Source organism: Streptomyces bottropensis ATCC 25435 (assembly GCF_000383595.1).
GTDB classification, from domain to species: domain Bacteria; phylum Actinomycetota; class Actinomycetes; order Streptomycetales; family Streptomycetaceae; genus Streptomyces; species Streptomyces bottropensis.
In genome coordinates, this window is sequence record NZ_KB911581.1 from 5,293,969 (window position 1) to 5,312,074 (window position 18,106).

Consider the following 18,106-nt stretch of genomic DNA (forward strand, 5'->3'; position numbering starts at 1 on the left):
CCGTGAACGCTGAGAACCTGATTGCGCTGCTGATCGCGGCGCCCCTGCTCGGAGCCGCCGTCCTGCTGTGCGGCGGCCGGCGGCTGGACGCCGTCGGCCACTGGATCGGCACGGCCCTGGCCGCCGCCTCCTTCGTCATCGGTGTCGTCCTGTTCGCCGACATGCTCGGCAAGGAGGCCGAACACCGGGAGATGGGCCAGTACCTGTTCAGCTGGATCCCCGTCGAGGGCTTCCAGGCGGACGTCGCCTTCCAGCTGGACCAGCTGTCGATGACGTTCGTCCTGGTGATCACCGGGGTCGGCTCGCTCATCCACGTGTACTCCATCGGGTACATGGAGCACGACGAGCGCCGCCGCCGTTTCTTCGGCTATCTGAACCTGTTCCTCGCGGCGATGCTGCTGCTGGTCCTCGCCGACAACTACCTGCTGCTGTACGTCGGCTGGGAGGGCGTCGGCCTCGCCTCGTACCTGCTGATCGGCTTCTGGCAGCACAAGCCCAGCGCCGCCACCGCGGCGAAGAAGGCGTTCCTGGTCAACCGCGTCGGCGACGTGGGTCTGTCCATCGCCATCATGCTGATGTTCACCACCTTCGGGACCTTCGCCTTCGGGCCGGTCCTGGCGGCCACCGGTGAGACGAGCGAGGGCAGGCTCACCGCCATCGCCCTGATGCTGCTGCTCGCCGCCTGCGGCAAGTCCGCCCAGGTGCCGCTGCAGTCCTGGCTCGGGGACGCGATGGAGGGCCCGACCCCCGTCTCGGCCCTCATCCACGCCGCGACCATGGTCACCGCCGGCGTCTACCTGATCGTCCGCTCCGCCGCCGTCTTCGACGGCGCCCCGGACGCCCAGCTCGTCACCACCGTCGTCGGCGCGGTCACGCTCCTCTTCGGTGCGATCGTCGGTTGTGCGAAGGACGACATCAAGAAGGCCCTCGCCGGCTCGACGATGTCCCAGATCGGGTACATGGTGCTGGCCGCGGGCCTCGGTCCCATCGGCTACGTCTTCGCGATCATGCACCTGGTGACGCACGGCTTCTTCAAGGCCGGCCTCTTCCTCGGTGCCGGTTCGGTCATGCACGGCATGAACGACGAGGTCGACATGCGCAAGTACGGCGGCCTGCGGAAGTACATGCCGGTCACCTTCGTCACCTTCGGCCTCGGCTACCTCGCCATCATCGGCTTCCCCGGCCTGTCCGGCTTCTTCTCCAAGGACAAGATCATCGAGGCGGCGTTCGCCAAGGGCGGCACCGAGGGCTGGATCCTCGGCGGCGTGGCCCTGCTCGGCGCGGCCATCACCGCGTTCTACATGACGCGCGTGATGCTGATGACCTTCTTCGGTGAAAAGCGGTGGCAGTCGACCGTCCGCCCGGACAAGACATCCAGCGTCGAGCCCGGCATCGGGGTGCGACCAGAGAAGAAGCCGCAGCCGCACGAGTCCCCGGCGTCGATGACCGTCCCGATGATCCTGCTGGCCTTCGGGTCGGTCTTCGCAGGCGGCCTGTTCAGCGTGAACGACGCGTTCCTGCACTGGCTGGAGCCGGTCACCGGCCACGACCACGGTCACCCGCCCGTGAGCGCGCCCACCGTGACCGCGGCCACCATGGTCGCGCTGGTGACCGGCCTGGCCGCGGCCTGGGCGCAGTACGGCCGGCGTCCGGTCCCCGTCACAACGCCTCACGGATCGTCGCTGACACGGGCCGTCCGGCGTGATCTGTTCCAGGACGACGTCAATCACGTGGTGTTCGTCAAGGCCGGTGGGTATCTCACCCGCCGACTGGTTCGCCTCGACCACTCTGTCGTCGACGGTGCCGTCCTAGGCACTGCCTCCGCGGTCGGCGGTCTTTCCCGGCAACTGCGCCGCCTTCAGACCGGGCAGGTCCGGTCGTACGCACTTTCCATGTTCGGTGGTGCCGCGGTGCTGGTCGCCGCCATTTCCCAGATGAGGTCGCTGTGATGAGCCCCTTCCCGCTGCTGACCCTTACCGTGGCGGTACCCGCGGTCGGCGCGGTGGTGACGGCCGCGCTGCCCGCCGCCACGACGGATGCCCGGCGGCGCACAGCCAAGACCGTCGCCCTGGTCTTCGCATGCGCCACCCTCGCTCTGGCCGTCGCCGTGGCCGGGCGTTTCGATCCGGGTGGCGCCCGCTACCAGCTGACAGAGTCATACCCCTGGATCAAGAGCTTCGGGGTGGGCTTCTCACTTGGGGTGGATGGCATCGCCGCGATGATGGTGTTGCTCACCACGGTGCTGGTGCCGCTGGTGATGCTCGCTTCGTGGCATGACGCCGACGCGGATCCTCTCGCCGAGGCGCCGTTCGGAAACCGCCGCCGCACCCAGGTCTTCTTCGCCCTCATCCTCGCCGTCGAGGCGATGGTGGTGTTGTCCTTCCTGGCGACCGACGTCTTTTTGTTCTACGTCGTTTTCGAAGCCATGCTCATCCCGGTGTACTTCCTCATCGGGGGCTTCGGCGACCGGGCTGACGGCGGCGACGGCGAGGCGGCCGCACGGCGCTCCCATTCGGCCCTGAAGTTCCTGCTGTACAACCTGCTGGGCGGCTTGGTCATGCTGGCCGCCGTGATCGGGCTGTACACGCTCTCCGCCCGGGCCGGGATCGGCAGTGGGGCTGACGGCACGCTGGACCTGACCACCCTCACCGGTGCGCTCCGCGATGGTCGACTGTCCATCGACCCGGTGGCGGAGCGGGTACTGTTCCTGGGCTTCTTCTTCGCCTTCGCCGTCAAAGCCCCGCTGTGGCCGCTGCACACCTGGCTGCCGGGCGCCATGGGGGAGGCCACCGCCGGTACCGCGGCCCTGATCACGGGGGTCGTCGACAAGGTCGGGACCTTCGCGATGCTGCGGTTGTGCCTGGAGCTGTTCCCGGGTGCCTCAAGGTTCTTCGCGCCCGCGATCATGGTGCTCGCCGTGACCGGAATCATCTACGGCGCACTGGTGGCAGTCGCTCAGGAGGACATCAAACGCCTCATCGCCTATGCCTCGATCTCCCACTACGGCTTCATCGTCCTGGGCATCTTCGCGATGACCCCGCAGAGCCAGGTCGGCGCGAGTTTCTACATGGTCAGTCACGGCATATCCACCGCCACGCTGATGCTGGTCGCCGGGTTCCTGATCTCCCGACGCGGCAGCCGCCTGATCGCCCACTACGGCGGCGTGCAGAAGATCGCCCCGGTGCTCGCCGGAGCCTTCCTCATCGGCGGCCTGGCCAACCTCTCGTTGCCGGGTCTGGCACCGTTCGTCAGCGAATTCCTGGTCCTGGTCGGCACCTTCACCCGCCACCCGGCGCTGGGCGCCATCGCCACCCTCGGCATCGTGCTGTCCGCGTTGTACGTGCTGGTGCTCTACCAGCGCACCATGACCGGCCCGGTGGCGAAGGGCGTGGCCGCCATGGCCGACCTCAGGGCCAGGGAACTGCTCGTGGTGGCCCCGCTGGTGTTCCTGCTGATCGCGCTCGGCGTCTATCCCAAGCCCGTTACGGACATCGTCGCCCCGGCAGTCGACGCCACACTCTCCGAGGTCCACCGCACGGACTCGAAGCCCGCCCGCCCGGCTGCCGAAGACCGCGGCTGATGTCGTCCTTCTCCCACCATCGGACCGTCAGAGGTGAAGTGAAGTGAGCGCCTTCGTCGCACCGGAAACCGCCCGCACCCTTTGGACGGCGGCGTCCGGCAGTGTCGGCATTCCTGTTCCGCAGATCGAGTACGGCCGGCTGGCGCCCCTGCTCATCGTCCTCGGCTCCGCCGTCGTCGGCATCCTCGCCGAGGCGTTCCTGCCGCGTCGCAGTCGTCACCGGGCCCAGGTGTCCGTCGCCGTGCTGGGATTGGCGGCTGCCCTCGGCGCCGTCATCGCTCTCTTCGCCGACGGCCGATACGCCACCGACAAGGCCGGCTTGGCCGCCATGGGAGCGGTCGCCGTGGACGGTCCGGCGCTGTTCCTGCAGGGCGTCATCCTGATGACCTCCATCGTCGCGGTCCTCTCCTTCGCCGAACGGCGAATGGAGCCGCGCGGAGCGGACGGCGCGCTCGTGGGCGCGTTCGCCCCCCAACCGGCCGCGGTGCCCGGCACTGAGGCAGAAGCCGCCGCAGCCCGAGCGGGGTTCGCCACCACCGAGGTCTTTCCGCTGACCATGGTCGCGGTCGCTGGCATGCTGCTCTTCCCGGCGGCGGCCGACCTGCTGACGATGTTCGTCGCGCTGGAGGTCTTCTCCCTGCCGCTGTACCTGCTGTGCGCACTGGCCCGACGCCGTCGGCTGTTGTCCCAGGAGGCCGCACTGAAGTACTTCCTGCTCGGCGCCTTCGCCTCGGCGTTCTTCCTGTTCGGCACGGCCCTGATGTACGGCTACGCCGGCACCGTCTCACTCGGCGGCATCGCCGATGTCATCGCCGGCCGGTCCGCGGCCGGGCCTGCGCTGGGCAGCACCACCGCGAACAACACCCTGCTGCTGACCGGACTGGCCATGCTGGGAGTCGGCCTGCTGTTCAAGATCGGTGCCGTCCCGTTCCACTCCTGGACGCCGGACGTCTACCAAGGAGCCCCGACACCGGTCACCGGATTCATGGCCGCCACGACCAAGGTGGCAGCTTTCGGAGCGCTGCTGCGGCTGCTGTACGTCGCACTCCCTGACCTCGTGTGGGACTGGCGTCCGGTGCTGTCCGGCGTCGCTGTGCTCACCATGATCGTCGGCGCGGTGCTGGCCGTCAGCCAAACCGATGTCAAGCGGCTGTTGGCCTACTCCTCCATCGCCCACGCCGGTTTTCTCCTCATGGGTGTGCTCTCCGCCAGCCAGGCGGGGGTGTCCGCGGTCCTCTTCTACCTGGCCGCCTATTCCTTGGTGACCTTCGCTGCCTTCACCACCGTCACCCTCGTCCGTGATGCGGGTGGGGAGGCATCCCGGCTGCCCGACTGGGCCGGCCTGGGCCGCCGTTCCCCGCTGCTGGCCGCGGTTTTCTCCCTCTTCCTCCTGACCTTCGCCGGCATCCCGCTCACATCGGGGTTCACCGGGAAGTTCGCCGTCTTCCAGGCGGCACTGATGAGCGGCGCGGTCCCGCTGGTGATCGTGGGTGTGCTGTCCTCGGTGGTCGCGGCATTCGCCTACGTCCGGATCATCGTCCTGATGTTCTTCTCCAAGCCGCAGCCCGACGGCCCGTCCGTCGCCGTCCCCAGCGCGCTGACGATCATCTCCATCGGCTTCGGGGTGCTGGTCGCTTTGGCACTGGGTCTGCTCCCGCAGTACTTCCTCGACCTGGTCGACACGGCCTCGGCGTTCGTCCCCTGAGAGGGAACCCTGCCCGCCCTTCCGAGGGGAAGCGGCCGTGATCTCCGACCCGCTGACGCCTGACAGGTGAAGCGTCATCGTGCCGACCGCGGACAGAGCGGCCGGCTTGAGCGGGGGTGGCCGTGAGGGCAGGGCGCCGCTGGATGGACGGCGGGTGGTCGTCTCGGTGAGGTTGCGGCGGCTGATGTGCCCGGTGCGACTGTCCGCGGCAGACGTTCTGTGAGAAGGCTTCCGGCGTCGCGGAGCGCTACCAGCTTCGCGCCAACCGCCTGGCCGACCAACTCGGCTCCGTGGTCAAGGAGTTAGCGGGCTTCTCCCGCTCGACCGGCGCATGCTCCTGCGCAGGGCGGCACCGCCGCTGCGGTCCCGCGCGTGCTCGGCATCGATGACTTCGCCTCAAGGGCCGGCACCGCTACGCCAGCGTGATCTTCGACGCCGAGACCGGCGAGCGGATCAACGTCCTGCCCGACCGCCCTGCCCAGACCCTGGGCGCGTGGCTGCGCGAGCACCCCGGCGCGCATACGTCTGCCGCGACGGCTCCGGCTCCTACGGCGAGGCGATCCGCCAGGCCCTCCCCGAAGCGGTACAGGTCAGCAACAGGTGGCACCTGCGCCGTGCGCGAGCAGACCACCCGCGAGCGTCGGCAGCGGGTCCACCATCTGCTCGATCAAGGAGTCGGCCTGCTCGAATGCCCCCGCCGCCTCGATGTCGCCCTGAACATCATCAAGCGATACGCCCGCACGAATAAGCGCACCCGCGACCGCCGCGCACCCCACCACAGGCCCACGCAGCCGGTCACCACCCCGCAGCGTTTCGCCCGCCTCCTTCTCACCCGCCCCGAGAACCTGCGCGACAAGGACACCGCACTCCTGCCGGAACTCACCGAAGCCTGCCCCGAGATGACCGAAATCGCCCGCCTCACCGGTGAGTTCGCTCAGCTACTGACCTCAGCAGAGGGCAACGACCGCCAAACACACCGACTGAATCACCACGGTCCGCGCCACCGACCTGCCCCACCCGCACTCCGCAGCGGACTCGGCGAGGCCGGCTGTGCCCGGCGCGCAGGTCGGCGATGGTGGGCACCGTACTCGCCGCCGAGATGTTCACAGATCAGCAGCCTGGCCGCCTCAAGGAGTGATTCCCCCTGTTCCGCCACGTGGTGACTCCATCCGGGCCGACATGGACGACGCTGTCCGCCTGGAGGTGAACGACCGGCTGACCATGCCTGCGGAGCACGCCGGCGGCGCCGGCGGCGTCGACGCCTGGCGCGACCCGCTCGCCGTAGGTGCCGTCAGCCCCATCGGGGCTGGCCTGAAGACCACGGACGTATCAGCTCACACGCGCGATTGCAGCACGGTGTCGGCGCCGCTGCCTTTCCGGAAGCTGTCGGCGAGTCGGCGATTCGGTGACAGAGGCGTTCGGCGTGAATCGTCCGCCACTGCGCGGCGCGGATGCGATGCGTAGACGTGCGACGCCATTCTCGCGGCCCTGGCAGCTGAGCTGCGGGTGGTGGGGGCGGTGACGAAACGCTGCGGGCGAGCGGGACCTCGCCGAGGAACGGGGAACGGTCCGCCTCCTTGGTGCGCTTCCGGGATCCGGCGGAGAAGCGGCCTCCCGTCCTCCCCGTCGGTCCTCGTCCCAGGGCCCATCGGCCAGGCGGGAGTCGACCCAGTGTGCGAGGAGGACGTCGAGCTCGGCCTCGCAGTCACGCACCGCGCCTGCCTGACGGCCAGGATTCCGATGCAGAACTCGAGGGGAAGCACCGCCGCCGCGCAGCCGGCCGCGATCAAGACGGTGCCCATGTGCGACCTTCCGCGTGATCACGAGAGAGTCTCGCGGACCGCGAGGAGCCCCCGGTGACCGGTCGGACCTCGATGTCGGCGGTGCCGGTGGCAGGACCGCCTCGGCCGCGGTCGGCAGGCCGGTCAGCGGGTGGCTTCCAACAGGTGGTACAGCAGGAGCAGCTGGGTGATGGCCAGTGGCTCACTGCGGTCGGTGCCGTCGAGCTTGCCCAGGGTGTCGGGAGGATCGCCGACGTCCACGCCGAGCTGGGACCAGATGGACTTCTCCACGACTTCGCTCTCCTCGCGCGGCGCGTAGCCGTGCACGTGCAGTGCGTCGACGGGACGGCCGTCCTCGTCCCGGGCCAGCTTCAGGTGGATCGCTCGTCGGTCTCCCTTGGACAGTACGCCGTTGAGTTCCGGGTGCCGGATGGTCGGCCGCAGCAGCAGCTCGGCGGACAGGGGCGTGCCGGGCGGGTCGTCTCTGCCTGCGATCGGCGCGAACCGTACGACGATGTCGGCGGATTTCCGCTGGGGGCGGATGAACGCCTCCGACTCCGGCTCGCGGCGGTTCAGCTCGGCGAGCACCTGGTCAACGGTGTAGCCGCGCTTCTGGGTGTCCCGCTTGATCTTCCACTCCCGGCGGACTTCCTCCGGGGGGTTGAGATAGACGGTCACATCGAAGCACGCCCGGGTCAGCGTGGTGTGCAGCGGCAGCAGGCCCTCGACGATGACGAAGTCCCGCGGTTCGATCAGCTGAGGCCGTGTCAACTGCCCGGTGGCATGGTCGTACACCGGCTTCAGGATCGGCTGACCGGTGGCAAGCAGTTGCAGGTGCTGCTCGATGATCCCGACGTAGTTGCAGTCCGGGTGCAGCGCGGTGAACGGTAGCTCCTTACGCTCCTGGCGGTCGTAGCGGTGGTAGTCATCCACGCAGATCGATGTGCTGCGCTCCGGTCCCAGTGCCTCGACCAGCCCCTTGGTGAGGGTGGTCTTGCCCGTCGCGCTGTCGCCCGCGATGGCGAGCATGACCGGTCGTCTCCGAGAGCCCTGATTGACAGCGCGCTGCATCTGCATCAGCTTGTGCGGCATTGCGTCTCCCGCCTCGTCTCGCTACGGATGCTGCTCAGCGCGGCCTGGACGACCGCTGAAACCGTGAAACCGAGTTCGCCGTAGACCACCGGGCCCGGGGCGCTGGCGCCGAACCTTCGCAGCCCGATGACCTGGTCGCCGGCCCTGGCCAGGGCCTGCCACCCATGCGGCACGCCGGCCTCCACCCACACCGCCGGGCACCGCGGCAGGAGCTCCGGGTCGGAGTCCAGGGCCTCCTCGAGCCGCTCGCGCCAGGGCACCGACACCACCCGGGCGAGAACGCCCTGATCGGCCAGCTCGTCGGAAGCGGCACACGCCAGCCCGACCTCCGACCCGGTCGCTATCAGCACCACGTCGGGCTCCCCGTAAGAACGACGAACCACCTGGGATCCCTCCCGGCGGAGCACGTCGGCGGGCACTGGCTCAAGCACCGGCAGGTCCTGGCGGGTGAGCACCAGCGCCGTCGGCCCGTCGAGGCGTTCCAACGCCAGCTGCCAGCAGGCCGCAGCCTCGTTGGCGTCACCCGGCCGAAGCACCGTCAGCCCTGGAATCAGCCGCAGCGACTCCAACTGCTCGATCGGCTGATGAGTGGGCCCGTCCTCCCCGACGGCGATGGAGTCATGGGTGAACACGAACACCACCGGCAGCCCCATGAGCGCGGCCAGCCGCACCGCGGGTCGCATGTAGTCGGAGAACACCAGGAACGTGCTCCCGTATGGTCGCAGCCCCCCGTGCAGCGCCATGCCGTTGAGCGCCGCACCCATGGCGTGTTCGCGAATACCGAAGTGCAGCGTGCGGCCACCGTAGGACCCAGGCCCGACATCACCCGCGCCGGGGATCGTGGTGTTCGTCGAGGCCGCCAGATCGGCCGACCCGCCCACCAGCGCCGAATACTCCGGGCCCACCGCGGCCAGTACCGCTCCCGAGGCCTTGCGGGTGGCCATCGCCGTACCGGGCTCGAACCGCGGCAGCAGATCGCCGAGGTCGCGTGGTGGCTGCCGGCACGCTTCGGCATCCCACTCCGCGGCGAGCTTCGGGTGGGCCTCGGCCCACCGTGCCCGTTCCTTCTCCCAGGAGAGCCGGTCGGCCTGCCCTTGTGCGGCGAGCTGCCGACAGTGCTCCGCCACTTGTACGGGCACATGGAACGGTTCGTCCGGCCAGCCGCACCGTGCCCGTGTCGCCGCCAGTTCCTGCCGACCCAGCGGGGCACCGTGTGCCGTGCTGGTGCCGGCCAGCGTCGGCGCACCGAACCCGATCGTGGTGCGCACCGCGACGAGGGTCGGCCGGGTCTCGTCGGCGACCGCCTCGGTGAGCGCAGCCGTCATCGAGGCCACGTCGTTGCCGTCGTCGACCCGCAGCGCCTGCCAGCCATAGGCGGCGAACCGTGCCAGGACGTCGTCCCGGCAGGACTGGGAGGCCGGGCCGTCGATGGTGATGTCGTTGTCGTCGTAGATGACGATCAGACGGCCCAGCCCGAGGTGTCCGGCGAGCGAGGCCGCCTCGTGGCTGATGCCCTCCATCAGATCGCCGTCGCCGGCCAGCACCCATGTGCGGTGGTCGACGACGGTGTGTTCGCCGGTGTTGCAGCGGGTGGCGAGCATCCGCTCGGCGAGGGCGATGCCCACGCCGTTGGCCAGCCCCTGCCCCAGCGGGCCGGTAGTGGTCTCCACCCCGGGCGTATGCCCGTACTCCGGGTGCCCCGGGGTCGCCGACCCCCACTGCCGGAACCGGCGCAGCTCATCGAGCGGCAGGTCGTAGCCGAACAGGTGGAGCAGCGAGTACAGCAGCATCGACCCGTGCCCGGCGGACAGCACGAACCTGTCGCGGTCCGGCCAGCCGGGCTCGCTCGGGTCGTGCCGCAGAAAGCGCGACCACAGCACCCACGCCGGAACCGCGGCGCCCATGGGCAGACCCGGGTGCCCGCTCTGTGCGGCCTCCACCGCGTCGGCGGCGAGCAGCCGGATCGTGGCGACCGCCTGGGCGTCCAGGTCTTCAGGCAGCGGCACCAGGTCAGCCGTCACGGGGACGGTCGGCGCGGTCAGTACCCCCCGATCTCCGGGCATGCTCATGCTGCCTCCTCGATGTTCTCCTGCGGGCCGTACGCCTGCGCGTCATGCGGTGCCGCCGCGGCGAGCGAGCGCAGCGTCGTCACCTCCTCACTCAGCCGGCCCCGCTCAGAGAACAGCGCGCTGCCGGCGCAGAAGGTCGTGGCGCCGGCTCGCGCGGCGCCGGCGATGGTGCTGCGCCCGATACCTCCGTCCACCTCCAGCTCGATCTCACGCCCCGTGCGCGCGATCATCGCGCGGGCCTGTGCGATCTTGGGCTCCATGGACGTCAGGTAGGACTGACCACCCCACCCTGGGTCGACCGTCATGACGAGCAGCAGGTCGACAAGGTCGAGCACATGCTCCACCTCGCTCAGCGGTGTCGCCGGATTCAGCGCCACCCCGGCGCGCGCCCCCAGCTCCCCTATGGCGCCGAGCGTGCGATGCAGGTGACGGGTCGCCTCGGCGTGGACGATGACGATCTCGCAGCCGGCCCGCACCCAGTGCGGCAGCATGCGATCCGGCTCCTCGACCATCAGATGGGCCTCGAACCCCAGGTTCACCAGCGGGCGCACCGACGCGATCACGTCGGGGCCCATGGTCATGTTGGGCACGAAGACGCCATCCATGACGTCCCACTGAATGCGGTCCACGCCTGCCTCTTCCAGCAACCGGCACTCTTCCCCCAGTCGCGAGAAATCCGCCGGCAGCACGGAAGGGACGATGCGTGGCGGCAATGCGGTCGGCGCCATGAAGCCTCCTGTCGTTGGCGTTGCGGAAGAAGCTACGTTCGGATGGTGCGAGCGACTCCCCCCGAGCGGGGGAGACTTCCGGGGGATTCGGGGACCTGTCGCCGCCGACCGGCGGGGCGACGAGCAGGGGAGCAGCGGTCAGAATCCCTTCGCCGGAGGACCAGAAGCACCGCGACATCCTCAAGCGGCCCGCGGACCGTGTCTTCGCTGTCATCGACGCCTCGGCATCGAGCCTTCGGCGGCGTCGACGCAACGCCGAGCGGGGACTCGCCGGTTCCAGGAGGGTCCTTACGGGACCGCCTCCGCCACCGGCTTCACGCGCGGCGCCCACCTCACACGGGATGCGGCCGGCGGGCGCGGCTCCTACGGTTCCGGCACTGTGGTCAGCGCATCCCGGCGGACTTCCGCGCCGGGCAACCACCCACGGGCCCACGAGGGCGCCACCCACCGGTGCTCTCAACGGTGGGTGGCGCACGGGTGGACGGGGGATCGCACGATCGGGCCGGGCGATGCCGGGACAGGGCCGCGAGCAGGTGCGTCACCCCACCTACGGTGGCGGACCGCCCGCAACCCTGTCGCCGGACGCCTCGCATTTCCCTGCGCGGCATCAGGGCCGTCGGAAACAACTCGCCGACGTGACAAGGCAGTTGTCGGCTGCAGGTATCACCAGCCGTGACCGGCGCACCCCTGGGACGCTATCAGCGGGGATGCGCCTCGGCCGCCTGGGCCGAGGGCTCGGCCGAGAACACCCTGCTGGAAAGGAAGTCCTCCGGCTCCAGCCGCATGAGGTCGCCTTTCGACAGCGGTCCGCCGCCACGGTCCACCAGCCGGTTGGCGTGCCGCAGCCGCGCCCGCTCCAGGGCGTTGCGGACGCTGCGCGCGTTGGCGAACCGGGGCTGTTCGCGGCGTCGCGCGAGGTACTCCCGGAATGTGATGTGCGCCTGTGGGGAGAGAGCGTAGAGCTGCTCGCCCACGATGAGCTCGCCGATCTGCGTCAGCTCGTCGAGTGTGTAGTCGGGGAAGTCGATGTGGTGCGCGATACGCGAGCTCATTCCTGGGTTGGACTGGAAGAAGGTATCCATCCGGTCCCCGTACCCGGCGAGGATGACCACGAGGTCGTCGCGCTGGTTCTCCATCACCTGCAGCAGGATCTCGATGGCCTCCTGTCCGTAGTCGCGCTCGTTCTCCGCTCGGTACAGGTAGTAGGCCTCGTCGATGAACAGCAAGCCGCCCATCGCCCGTTTGAGGACCTCCTTGGTCTTCGGGGCTGTGTGCCCGACGTACTGCCCGACGAGGTCGTCGCGGGTGACCGAGACCAGGTGGCCACGCTTGAGATAGCCCAACTGCTTGAGGAGTTCGGCCATGCGCAGTGCCACCGTGGTCTTCCCGGTGCCGGGACTGCCGGTGAAGCACATGTGGAGATTGGGCCGACTGGCCGAGAGGCCGAACCGCGCCCGTTGCCGGTCGACCAGCAGTAGCGCCGCAATCTCCCGGATGCGTGTCTTCACCGGGGTGAGCCCGACCAGTTGGCGTTCCAGAGCCTCCAGCACCGTGTCGATACCCGAGTGCCGACGCTCCGCCTCGAGGTCGACGGTCGCGTCGTCGGTCAGAAGCGGCTCGGCCGGATCCGGCAGTTCCAGGGACGGGGGCCCGTCCGCGCCCGGTACCGGACCGGACGCGGACGGGCGCATCCCGAACACCGGGCGATCGCCTTCGTCAACGGTCATGCTGGTATCGCCTCACCGGTTGGAGGCGTAACGCCGGCCGGCCGGGTTGTCGGTGGCGTACGCGTGCGTGGTGTACTGAATCCGGCGGTCGCTCGTCTCGTGCCGGGTGAGCCGGAACCCGGGCTCCTCGGCGGGGCGGTTGACGATGAACGACAGGGCGGTGGTCTGCCGGCCCAGCCGCGCGTCGTACGCGTTGATGCGCACGTAGTGGTTGGGGTACGCCTTTCGGCATTCGTTGACCTCGAGCAGCACGCCTGCGGCATCCCGCAGGTCGAACATCGGCAGGCCCCACATGTCCCAGTAGGTGTTGCGCGGGTGAGGGTCGTCGGTGAACTCCACCGACAGGGGCCAGTCGTTGTCCAGCGCGTACTGGATCTGCTTCTCGATCTCCTCGTCGCTCAGGTCGGCGAGATAGGAGAAGGCGCCTTGGGTGATTCGCATGGTTCTCCCGGCCGTCAGGCTGTCGTCGGAGTCGCGATGACGTCCGGTGTGTCGGTGGACTCGTAGGTGAAGGTGATGTCGCCCCACGTGGACAGTGCGACATCGAGTTCGCGGTTTCGCCTCGCAGCGGCCCGAAGGATGTCCGGACCCTCGGCGAGGAAGTCCCGTCCCTCGTTGCGCGCCTTGATCATCGCCTCGAGCGCGACGCGATTGGCCGTGGCGCCCGCGGCGATGCCCATGGGGTGGCCGATCGTGCCGCCACCGAACTGCAGGATGACGTCCTCGCCGAGGTAGTGCAGCAGTTGGTGCATCTGACCGGCGTGGATGCCGCCGGATGCGACCGGCATGACGCCGGCCATGGAGGCCCAGTCCTGCTCGAAGTACAGGCCCTTGACCGGGTCGGCGTCGACCTTGTCGAGGCGCAGCGTGTCGTAGAAGCCCCGCACCGAGTTGGGGTCGCCCTCGAGTTTGCCGACGACGGTGCCCGCGTGGATGTGGTCGACACCGGCGAGGCGCATCCACTTGGCGATGACCCGGAAGCTGACGCCATGGCTCTTCTGCCGGGTGTAGGTCCCGTGACCCGCACGGTGAAGGTGCAGCAGGACCCCGTTGCGGCGGGCCCATTGGGCCATGGACTGGATCGCCGTGTAACCCACCGTCAGGTCGACCATCACCACGAGGCTGCCGAGTTCCTTGGCGAATTCGGCCCGCTCGTACATGTCCTCCATCGTCGCCGCGGTGACGTTGAGATAGTGGCCCTTGACCTCACCGGTCTCAGCCTGCGCCCGGTTGACCGCCTCCATGCAGAACACGGACCGGTCCCGCCAGCGCATGAACGGCTGCGAGTTGATGTTCTCGTCGTCCTTGGTGAAGTCCAGCCCGCCGCGCAGTGCCTCATACACCACCCGGCCGTAGTTGCGGGCGGACAACCCCAGCTTCGGCTTCGTGGTGGCCCCCAGTAGCGGACGCCCGTACTTTCCGAGGTACTCCCGCTCCATCACGATGCCGTGGGGGGGACCTTGGAAGGTCTTGGTGTAGTGCGGCGGGATCCGCATGTCCTCGAGTCGCAGCGCCTTGAGCGGCTTGAACCCGAAGACGTTGCCGATGATGGAGGAGGTGAGGTTCGCGATCGAGCCTTCCTCGAACAGGTCGAGTTCGTACGCGATGTAGGCGATGTACTGGTCGTCGGCGCCCGGCACCGGGTCCACCCGGTAGCACTTGGCCTGGTAGTGGTCGTACGCGGTGAGACGGTCCGTCCACACCACCGTCCAAGTGGCCGTCGAGGACTCACCTGCCACCGCGGCACCGGCCTCCTCCGGGGGCACGCCCGGCTGCGGCGTGATACGGAAAGCCGCGAGTATGTCCGTCGGTTTCGGCTCGTAGTCGGGCTGCCAGTAGCCCATCTCCGCGTACGGAATGACTCCGGCACCCCAGCGCTCCGTCATGGGTCCTCCTGCTCGATCGGGATGTCTCTCATCATCACCTCGGAAGCCCTGCATATCCATCAAGTCTTTTCGGAATCACTTGAATGAACAGTCAAGTGTTGTCGTCCTGCCTCCCGCCGGGGCGGGGTCTGGTCCCGCCGGGCGTGCAGCCGCGATCACGGCGAACATGCTGGTCACGCCCAATCGGCCGGCCCGGGGTACAGCCGACAGCAGCCGATGGCGCGACTGCGCTCGCCGAGGCCGCGGCGATACTGTGCGGGAGCCGCCTACTGGATCGAGGCGCGAACGCGCCGGGCGGCGTCGACAAACAGCCCGGAGACCGGACCGGAGGGAAGACCGGGACCGTGGTCCCGGTACGACACGGCGCCGCGAAACCCGCCCACAAGTGCAGCCGACGCCGGTGAACCTCCGCCCTTTCCGAGCCGAGAGGTTGTCAACGCAAGGGAACCTTGGCCATGACAGTCGTGCCGTGGTCGGGTTGGGACGTGACTTCGAGTCGGCCGCCGACGAGTTCGGCGCGCTCGGTCATGCTGCTCATGCCGTACCCGTCGCCGCCAAGGTTCCCGGGCGGCAACGAACCGGCATCGAAGCCGCACCCGTCGTCCGTCACCCGAAGCGACACCTCGTTGTTGCTGTAGCGCAGATCAAGCTGGGCCAGGTCGGCCTGCGCGTGCTTGACGACGTTGTGCAGTGCCTCCTGCGCGATGCGGTAGAGCGCGATCTCCACGTGTTCGGGCAGCCGGCACTCATCGAGTTCGAAGGCCACCTCGATGCCGGGGGTGGAGCGGGCCAGGCTGGCCAGGGCGTGGGCGAGCCCGAGGTCGTCGAGAACTGGGGGGCGCAGGCCGTTGATCGCCGCGTGGGCCTCGTCCAGGGTGAGGCGCGTGAGCCGAAGTGCCTGCACGAGCTGCTTGGCCGTGAAGTCCGGGTCCTCGGCCAGAGCGTCGGTCGCGGCGTCGAGATGAAAGCGCAGGCTGATCAGCCGCTGGGTGATGCCATCGTGGATGTCGGCGGCCAGCCGGCGTCGCTCCGCCTCCTGCGCGGCGATGACCTGCTCGGCGAACCGTTCCAGCGCACGCTCGCGTGCGGCGAGCCGGCGGTGGGAGCGTGCCTGATGCATCGCTCCCGCGACAAGGCTGCCGATCGAGGTGAGCAGCCGGACGTCCCGGTCGGAGAACTCGCGGCGATCACGGGTGTGCACGTTGAGGACTCCGACGAACCCACCGGGGTGGCTGATCATGGGCACTGAGGCCATGGACGTGAAGTCCTGGCCGCGGAGCTGTGGGAAGTGCAGGTATCTCGGATCGTCCTCTTTCCGCTCGACGATCACCACGGGCTGCTGATGGCGTGCCACCCACCCGCTCACGCCCTGGCCCAGCGGCAGCCTGATCCGGCCCACTTCCCGGTCGAACGGCCGAGTGGCGCCCGTGAGCGTGAGGGTCTCCCCGGTGTCATCGAGCACATGCACGAAACAGAGGTCGGTCGCCGTTGCCTCGGAGATGAGCCTGGCGACGTTCGCGGCCAGCGGCCCCAGCTCGGGGCCGGCCGATATCGCTTCGATGATCCCCACGAGCAGCGCGTTCTCCCGCTCCGGATCAGCAAGTCCGAGACCCTGCCTGCTCAACGGAAGATTCCTTCCCGGAGCGCGACGGTGATCGCGCCGGCCCGGTCGTGTACCTCGAGCTTGCGGTAGATGGAACTCATGTGGCTCTTCACCGTCTCGGTGCCCAGGACGAGTTCGGTGGCGATCGCCCGGTTCGACAGGCCGGTCACCATGAGCGAAAGGACCTCGCTCTCCCGCTGGGTCAGGCCCACAGCCGCCCCAGGCCAGAACTCCCCGGCCTGCAGTCGCGCGGCGGAGGCAGCGGCCCGGCCGGCCATGGTCGGGTCGATGACCGTCTCGCCCGCGGCGGCCCGCTCGAAGTGGCGGAGCAGTTCTTCGCCCCCCATCCATTTGAGCAGATAGCCGACCGCCCCGGCGCGCAGCGCCTGGAACAGATACTGCTCGTCGTCGTAGGCGCTGAGCAGCACAACTTTCGTCTCGGGGTCCGCCTCGACGAGCCGCCGGCACAGATCCAAGCCGCTGTGGGCTCCACGCAGCCGCACATCGGACACCACGATGTCGGGACTGTATGCCGCGACCTGGCGTTCCGCTTCCTCCGAGTTCACCGCCTGCCCGACTACGCGGACCCGTCGGGGGAAACGTGCCAGCAGCGCTTTGAGCCCTTCGAGCACCATCTCGTGGTCGTCGACGAGTACGATCCGCATCGGTCGATCTCTCATTCGAGGGAGCTTACTCGCGCCCTATGCAGCCCACCCCGGTCGTGCGGCCTCGGCTACGTATCCCGGCGGTCTTCTCCTCGCCGCATCCCTGCAGCGCCCCTCATCGGTGGGACCGAGGCCGCACCCGGGCGGATCGGGTCCCACGCGAGCGCGACGCCGACCGCGCGACCCCAGTGAAGTCACGGGGGCGGGCGGAGGCCGCCCGCCCCCGACCACCGCGGCCGAGCTTCCTGCGCAACGCCGCACGCCGACCTGCCACTACACCACAGCCGAACCGGTGAGCACCGCGGAGTTGGCCGACGTCCGCTCCGACAGCGCCTGCTGCCCGGCCTCGATGAGGTCCGCTTCGCCGCGCCAGGCCGCCAGTGCCGGATCGACCAGCGCCCGGCCGAAGGAGAACGTCAACGGCCACGGCGAAGGCAGCGGCTGCATCGCGGCCAGGTTCGCGGTGGCCCCCCGCGGGCTCTGCCCGCCGGACAAGAAGGCGACACCGGCCAGTTCGGCGGGCATCTGCTCGATCAGTACTCCCACGGTGGCCTGCGCCACAACGTCCGGCGAGGCATGCTCACCGGAGGAGGAACCCGGCAGCACCATGTTGGGCTTCAGTACCGTGGCGGCGAGGTCGACTTCGAAGGAGCGAAGTTCTTGGGCGACCGCCTGAAGCACACGCGCGGTCACCTCCCGGCAACGAGCCATGGAGTGAGAACCGGTCATCAGCACTTCGGGCTCCACGATCGGCACCAGCCCGGCCTGGTGACAGGCACTGGCGTAGCGGGCCAGGGCGTGCGCGTTGCTGCGCACCGCGGCAACGGAAGGCCGTGTCCGATCGATGGTGATGACCCCACGCCACTTGGCGAATCGTGCGCCCAGCGTGACGTACTCCTGCAGCCTCGGAAACAGCCCGTCCAAACCCTCGGTGACGGTATCGCCGGGCGATCCTGGGAGCGGCTTGGCACCGGTGTCCACCTTGATCCCGGGCAGAATCCCCAGGTCTTGCATGGCCTGGGGGAACGGGCGGTCATCGGAGAGCCGCTGCCGCAGCGTCTCGTCGCAGAAAATGACCCCGCTCACTCCGTCGGCCAGATCAGGCGTCGTGACCAGCATTTCCCGGTAGGCCCGGCGGTTCTCCTCGGTCGGTGCGACCCCGGCCGCCTCCAGACGCGACGACATGGTGCCGATGCTCTCGTCCGCCGCGAGGATTCCCTTGCCACCGCTGACCAACGCGGCTGCTGTCTCGGTCAGAACACTCATCCGG

At 69.0% G+C, this 18,106-nt stretch carries 12 protein-coding genes and 1 pseudogene; 4 read left to right on the forward strand and 9 right to left on the reverse strand.

The features are described from left to right. The first annotated feature begins 2 nt into the window (after positions 1 to 2). The 4 genes and pseudogenes from nuoL to STRBO_RS44820 all read left to right on the forward strand — a co-directional run. Positions 3 to 1,949: an NADH-quinone oxidoreductase subunit L gene (nuoL, locus tag STRBO_RS0123545; RefSeq protein ID WP_020114878.1), complete on the forward strand. Its 1,947-nt coding sequence runs from the start codon at positions 3 to 5 to the stop codon at positions 1,947 to 1,949. Further along, positions 1,949 to 3,580 (forward strand): NADH-quinone oxidoreductase subunit M, encoded by a 1,632-nt coding sequence (locus STRBO_RS0123550; RefSeq protein ID WP_005476287.1) that lies wholly within the window; start codon positions 1,949 to 1,951, stop codon positions 3,578 to 3,580. Before nuoL ends, STRBO_RS0123550 begins: the two co-directional genes overlap by 1 nt. Before the next feature lie 43 nt (positions 3,581 to 3,623). Then, positions 3,624 to 5,285: an NADH-quinone oxidoreductase subunit NuoN gene (nuoN, locus tag STRBO_RS0123555; protein WP_005476289.1), complete on the forward strand. Its 1,662-nt coding sequence runs from the start codon at positions 3,624 to 3,626 to the stop codon at positions 5,283 to 5,285. Between the two features lie 136 nt (positions 5,286 to 5,421). Beyond that, positions 5,422 to 6,145: pseudogene (locus STRBO_RS44820) on the forward strand (transposase); the annotation flags it as partial. Positions 6,146 to 7,210: 1,065 nt separating this feature from the next. Here STRBO_RS44820 and STRBO_RS0123570 read toward each other — a convergent pair. The 9 genes from STRBO_RS0123570 to STRBO_RS0123610 form a co-directional block, all read right to left on the reverse strand. Beyond that, positions 7,211 to 8,158, reverse strand: coding sequence for a phosphoribulokinase (locus STRBO_RS0123570; protein ID WP_005476306.1), 948 nt, complete (start codon positions 8,156 to 8,158; stop codon positions 7,211 to 7,213). Then, the gene (gene tkt, locus STRBO_RS0123575; protein ID WP_020114881.1) at positions 8,143 to 10,227 is read right to left on the reverse strand and encodes a transketolase; all 2,085 of its coding nucleotides are present in this window, start codon (positions 10,225 to 10,227) and stop codon (positions 8,143 to 8,145) included. The genes STRBO_RS0123570 and tkt overlap by 16 nt, the downstream gene beginning before the upstream one ends. Further along, a complete protein-coding gene (rpe, locus tag STRBO_RS0123580) occupies positions 10,224 to 10,955 on the reverse strand; it encodes a ribulose-phosphate 3-epimerase (RefSeq protein ID WP_078531378.1) in 732 nt (243 codons plus the stop codon). Before rpe ends, tkt begins: the two co-directional genes overlap by 4 nt. Positions 10,956 to 11,653: 698 nt before the next feature. After that, entirely contained in the window at positions 11,654 to 12,682 is a 1,029-nt protein-coding gene (gene cbbX, locus STRBO_RS0123585) for a CbbX protein (protein ID WP_005476310.1), read from the reverse strand. Positions 12,683 to 12,694: 12 nt separating this feature from the next. Continuing rightward, positions 12,695 to 13,123, reverse strand: coding sequence for a ribulose bisphosphate carboxylase small subunit (locus STRBO_RS0123590; protein ID WP_005476311.1), 429 nt, complete (start codon positions 13,121 to 13,123; stop codon positions 12,695 to 12,697). Between the two features lie 14 nt (positions 13,124 to 13,137). Next, entirely contained in the window at positions 13,138 to 14,568 is a 1,431-nt protein-coding gene (locus tag STRBO_RS0123595) for a form I ribulose bisphosphate carboxylase large subunit (protein WP_020114883.1), read from the reverse strand. 433 nt (positions 14,569 to 15,001) lie between these two features. Next, complete coding sequence (locus STRBO_RS0123600) at positions 15,002 to 16,192, reverse strand: GAF domain-containing sensor histidine kinase (protein WP_005476313.1); 1,191 nt, start codon at positions 16,190 to 16,192, stop codon at positions 15,002 to 15,004. Then, positions 16,189 to 16,836, reverse strand: a complete 648-nt coding sequence (locus tag STRBO_RS44165; protein ID WP_005476314.1) for a response regulator — start codon at positions 16,834 to 16,836, stop codon at positions 16,189 to 16,191. Before STRBO_RS44165 ends, STRBO_RS0123600 begins: the two co-directional genes overlap by 4 nt. Positions 16,837 to 17,109: 273 nt before the next feature. Beyond that, positions 17,110 to 18,102 carry a class I fructose-bisphosphate aldolase gene (locus STRBO_RS0123610; protein WP_005476316.1) on the reverse strand — a complete coding sequence of 331 codons (993 nt, stop codon included), beginning with the start codon at positions 18,100 to 18,102 and terminating at the stop codon, positions 17,110 to 17,112. Between the last annotated feature and the right edge of the window lie 4 nt (positions 18,103 to 18,106).

Bases quoted from the DNA above. Each gene is read 5' to 3' on its own strand.
- STRBO_RS0123550 (WP_005476287.1), top strand. From the start codon at position 1,949: ATGAGCCCCTTCCCGCTGCTGACCCTTACCGTGGCGGTACCCGCGGTC.
- STRBO_RS0123570 (WP_005476306.1), bottom strand. From the start codon at position 8,158: ATGCCGCACAAGCTGATGCAGATGCAGCGCGCTGTCAATCAGGGCTCT.
- tkt (WP_020114881.1), bottom strand. From the start codon at position 10,227: ATGAGCATGCCCGGAGATCGGGGGGTACTGACCGCGCCGACCGTCCCC.
- rpe (WP_078531378.1), bottom strand. From the start codon at position 10,955: ATGGCGCCGACCGCATTGCCGCCACGCATCGTCCCTTCCGTGCTGCCG.
- cbbX (WP_005476310.1), bottom strand. From the start codon at position 12,682: ATGACCGTTGACGAAGGCGATCGCCCGGTGTTCGGGATGCGCCCGTCC.
- STRBO_RS0123590 (WP_005476311.1), bottom strand. From the start codon at position 13,123: ATGCGAATCACCCAAGGCGCCTTCTCCTATCTCGCCGACCTGAGCGAC.
- STRBO_RS0123595 (WP_020114883.1), bottom strand. From the start codon at position 14,568: ATGACGGAGCGCTGGGGTGCCGGAGTCATTCCGTACGCGGAGATGGGC.
- STRBO_RS44165 (WP_005476314.1), bottom strand. From the start codon at position 16,836: ATGCGGATCGTACTCGTCGACGACCACGAGATGGTGCTCGAAGGGCTC.
- STRBO_RS0123610 (WP_005476316.1), bottom strand. From the start codon at position 18,102: ATGAGTGTTCTGACCGAGACAGCAGCCGCGTTGGTCAGCGGTGGCAAG.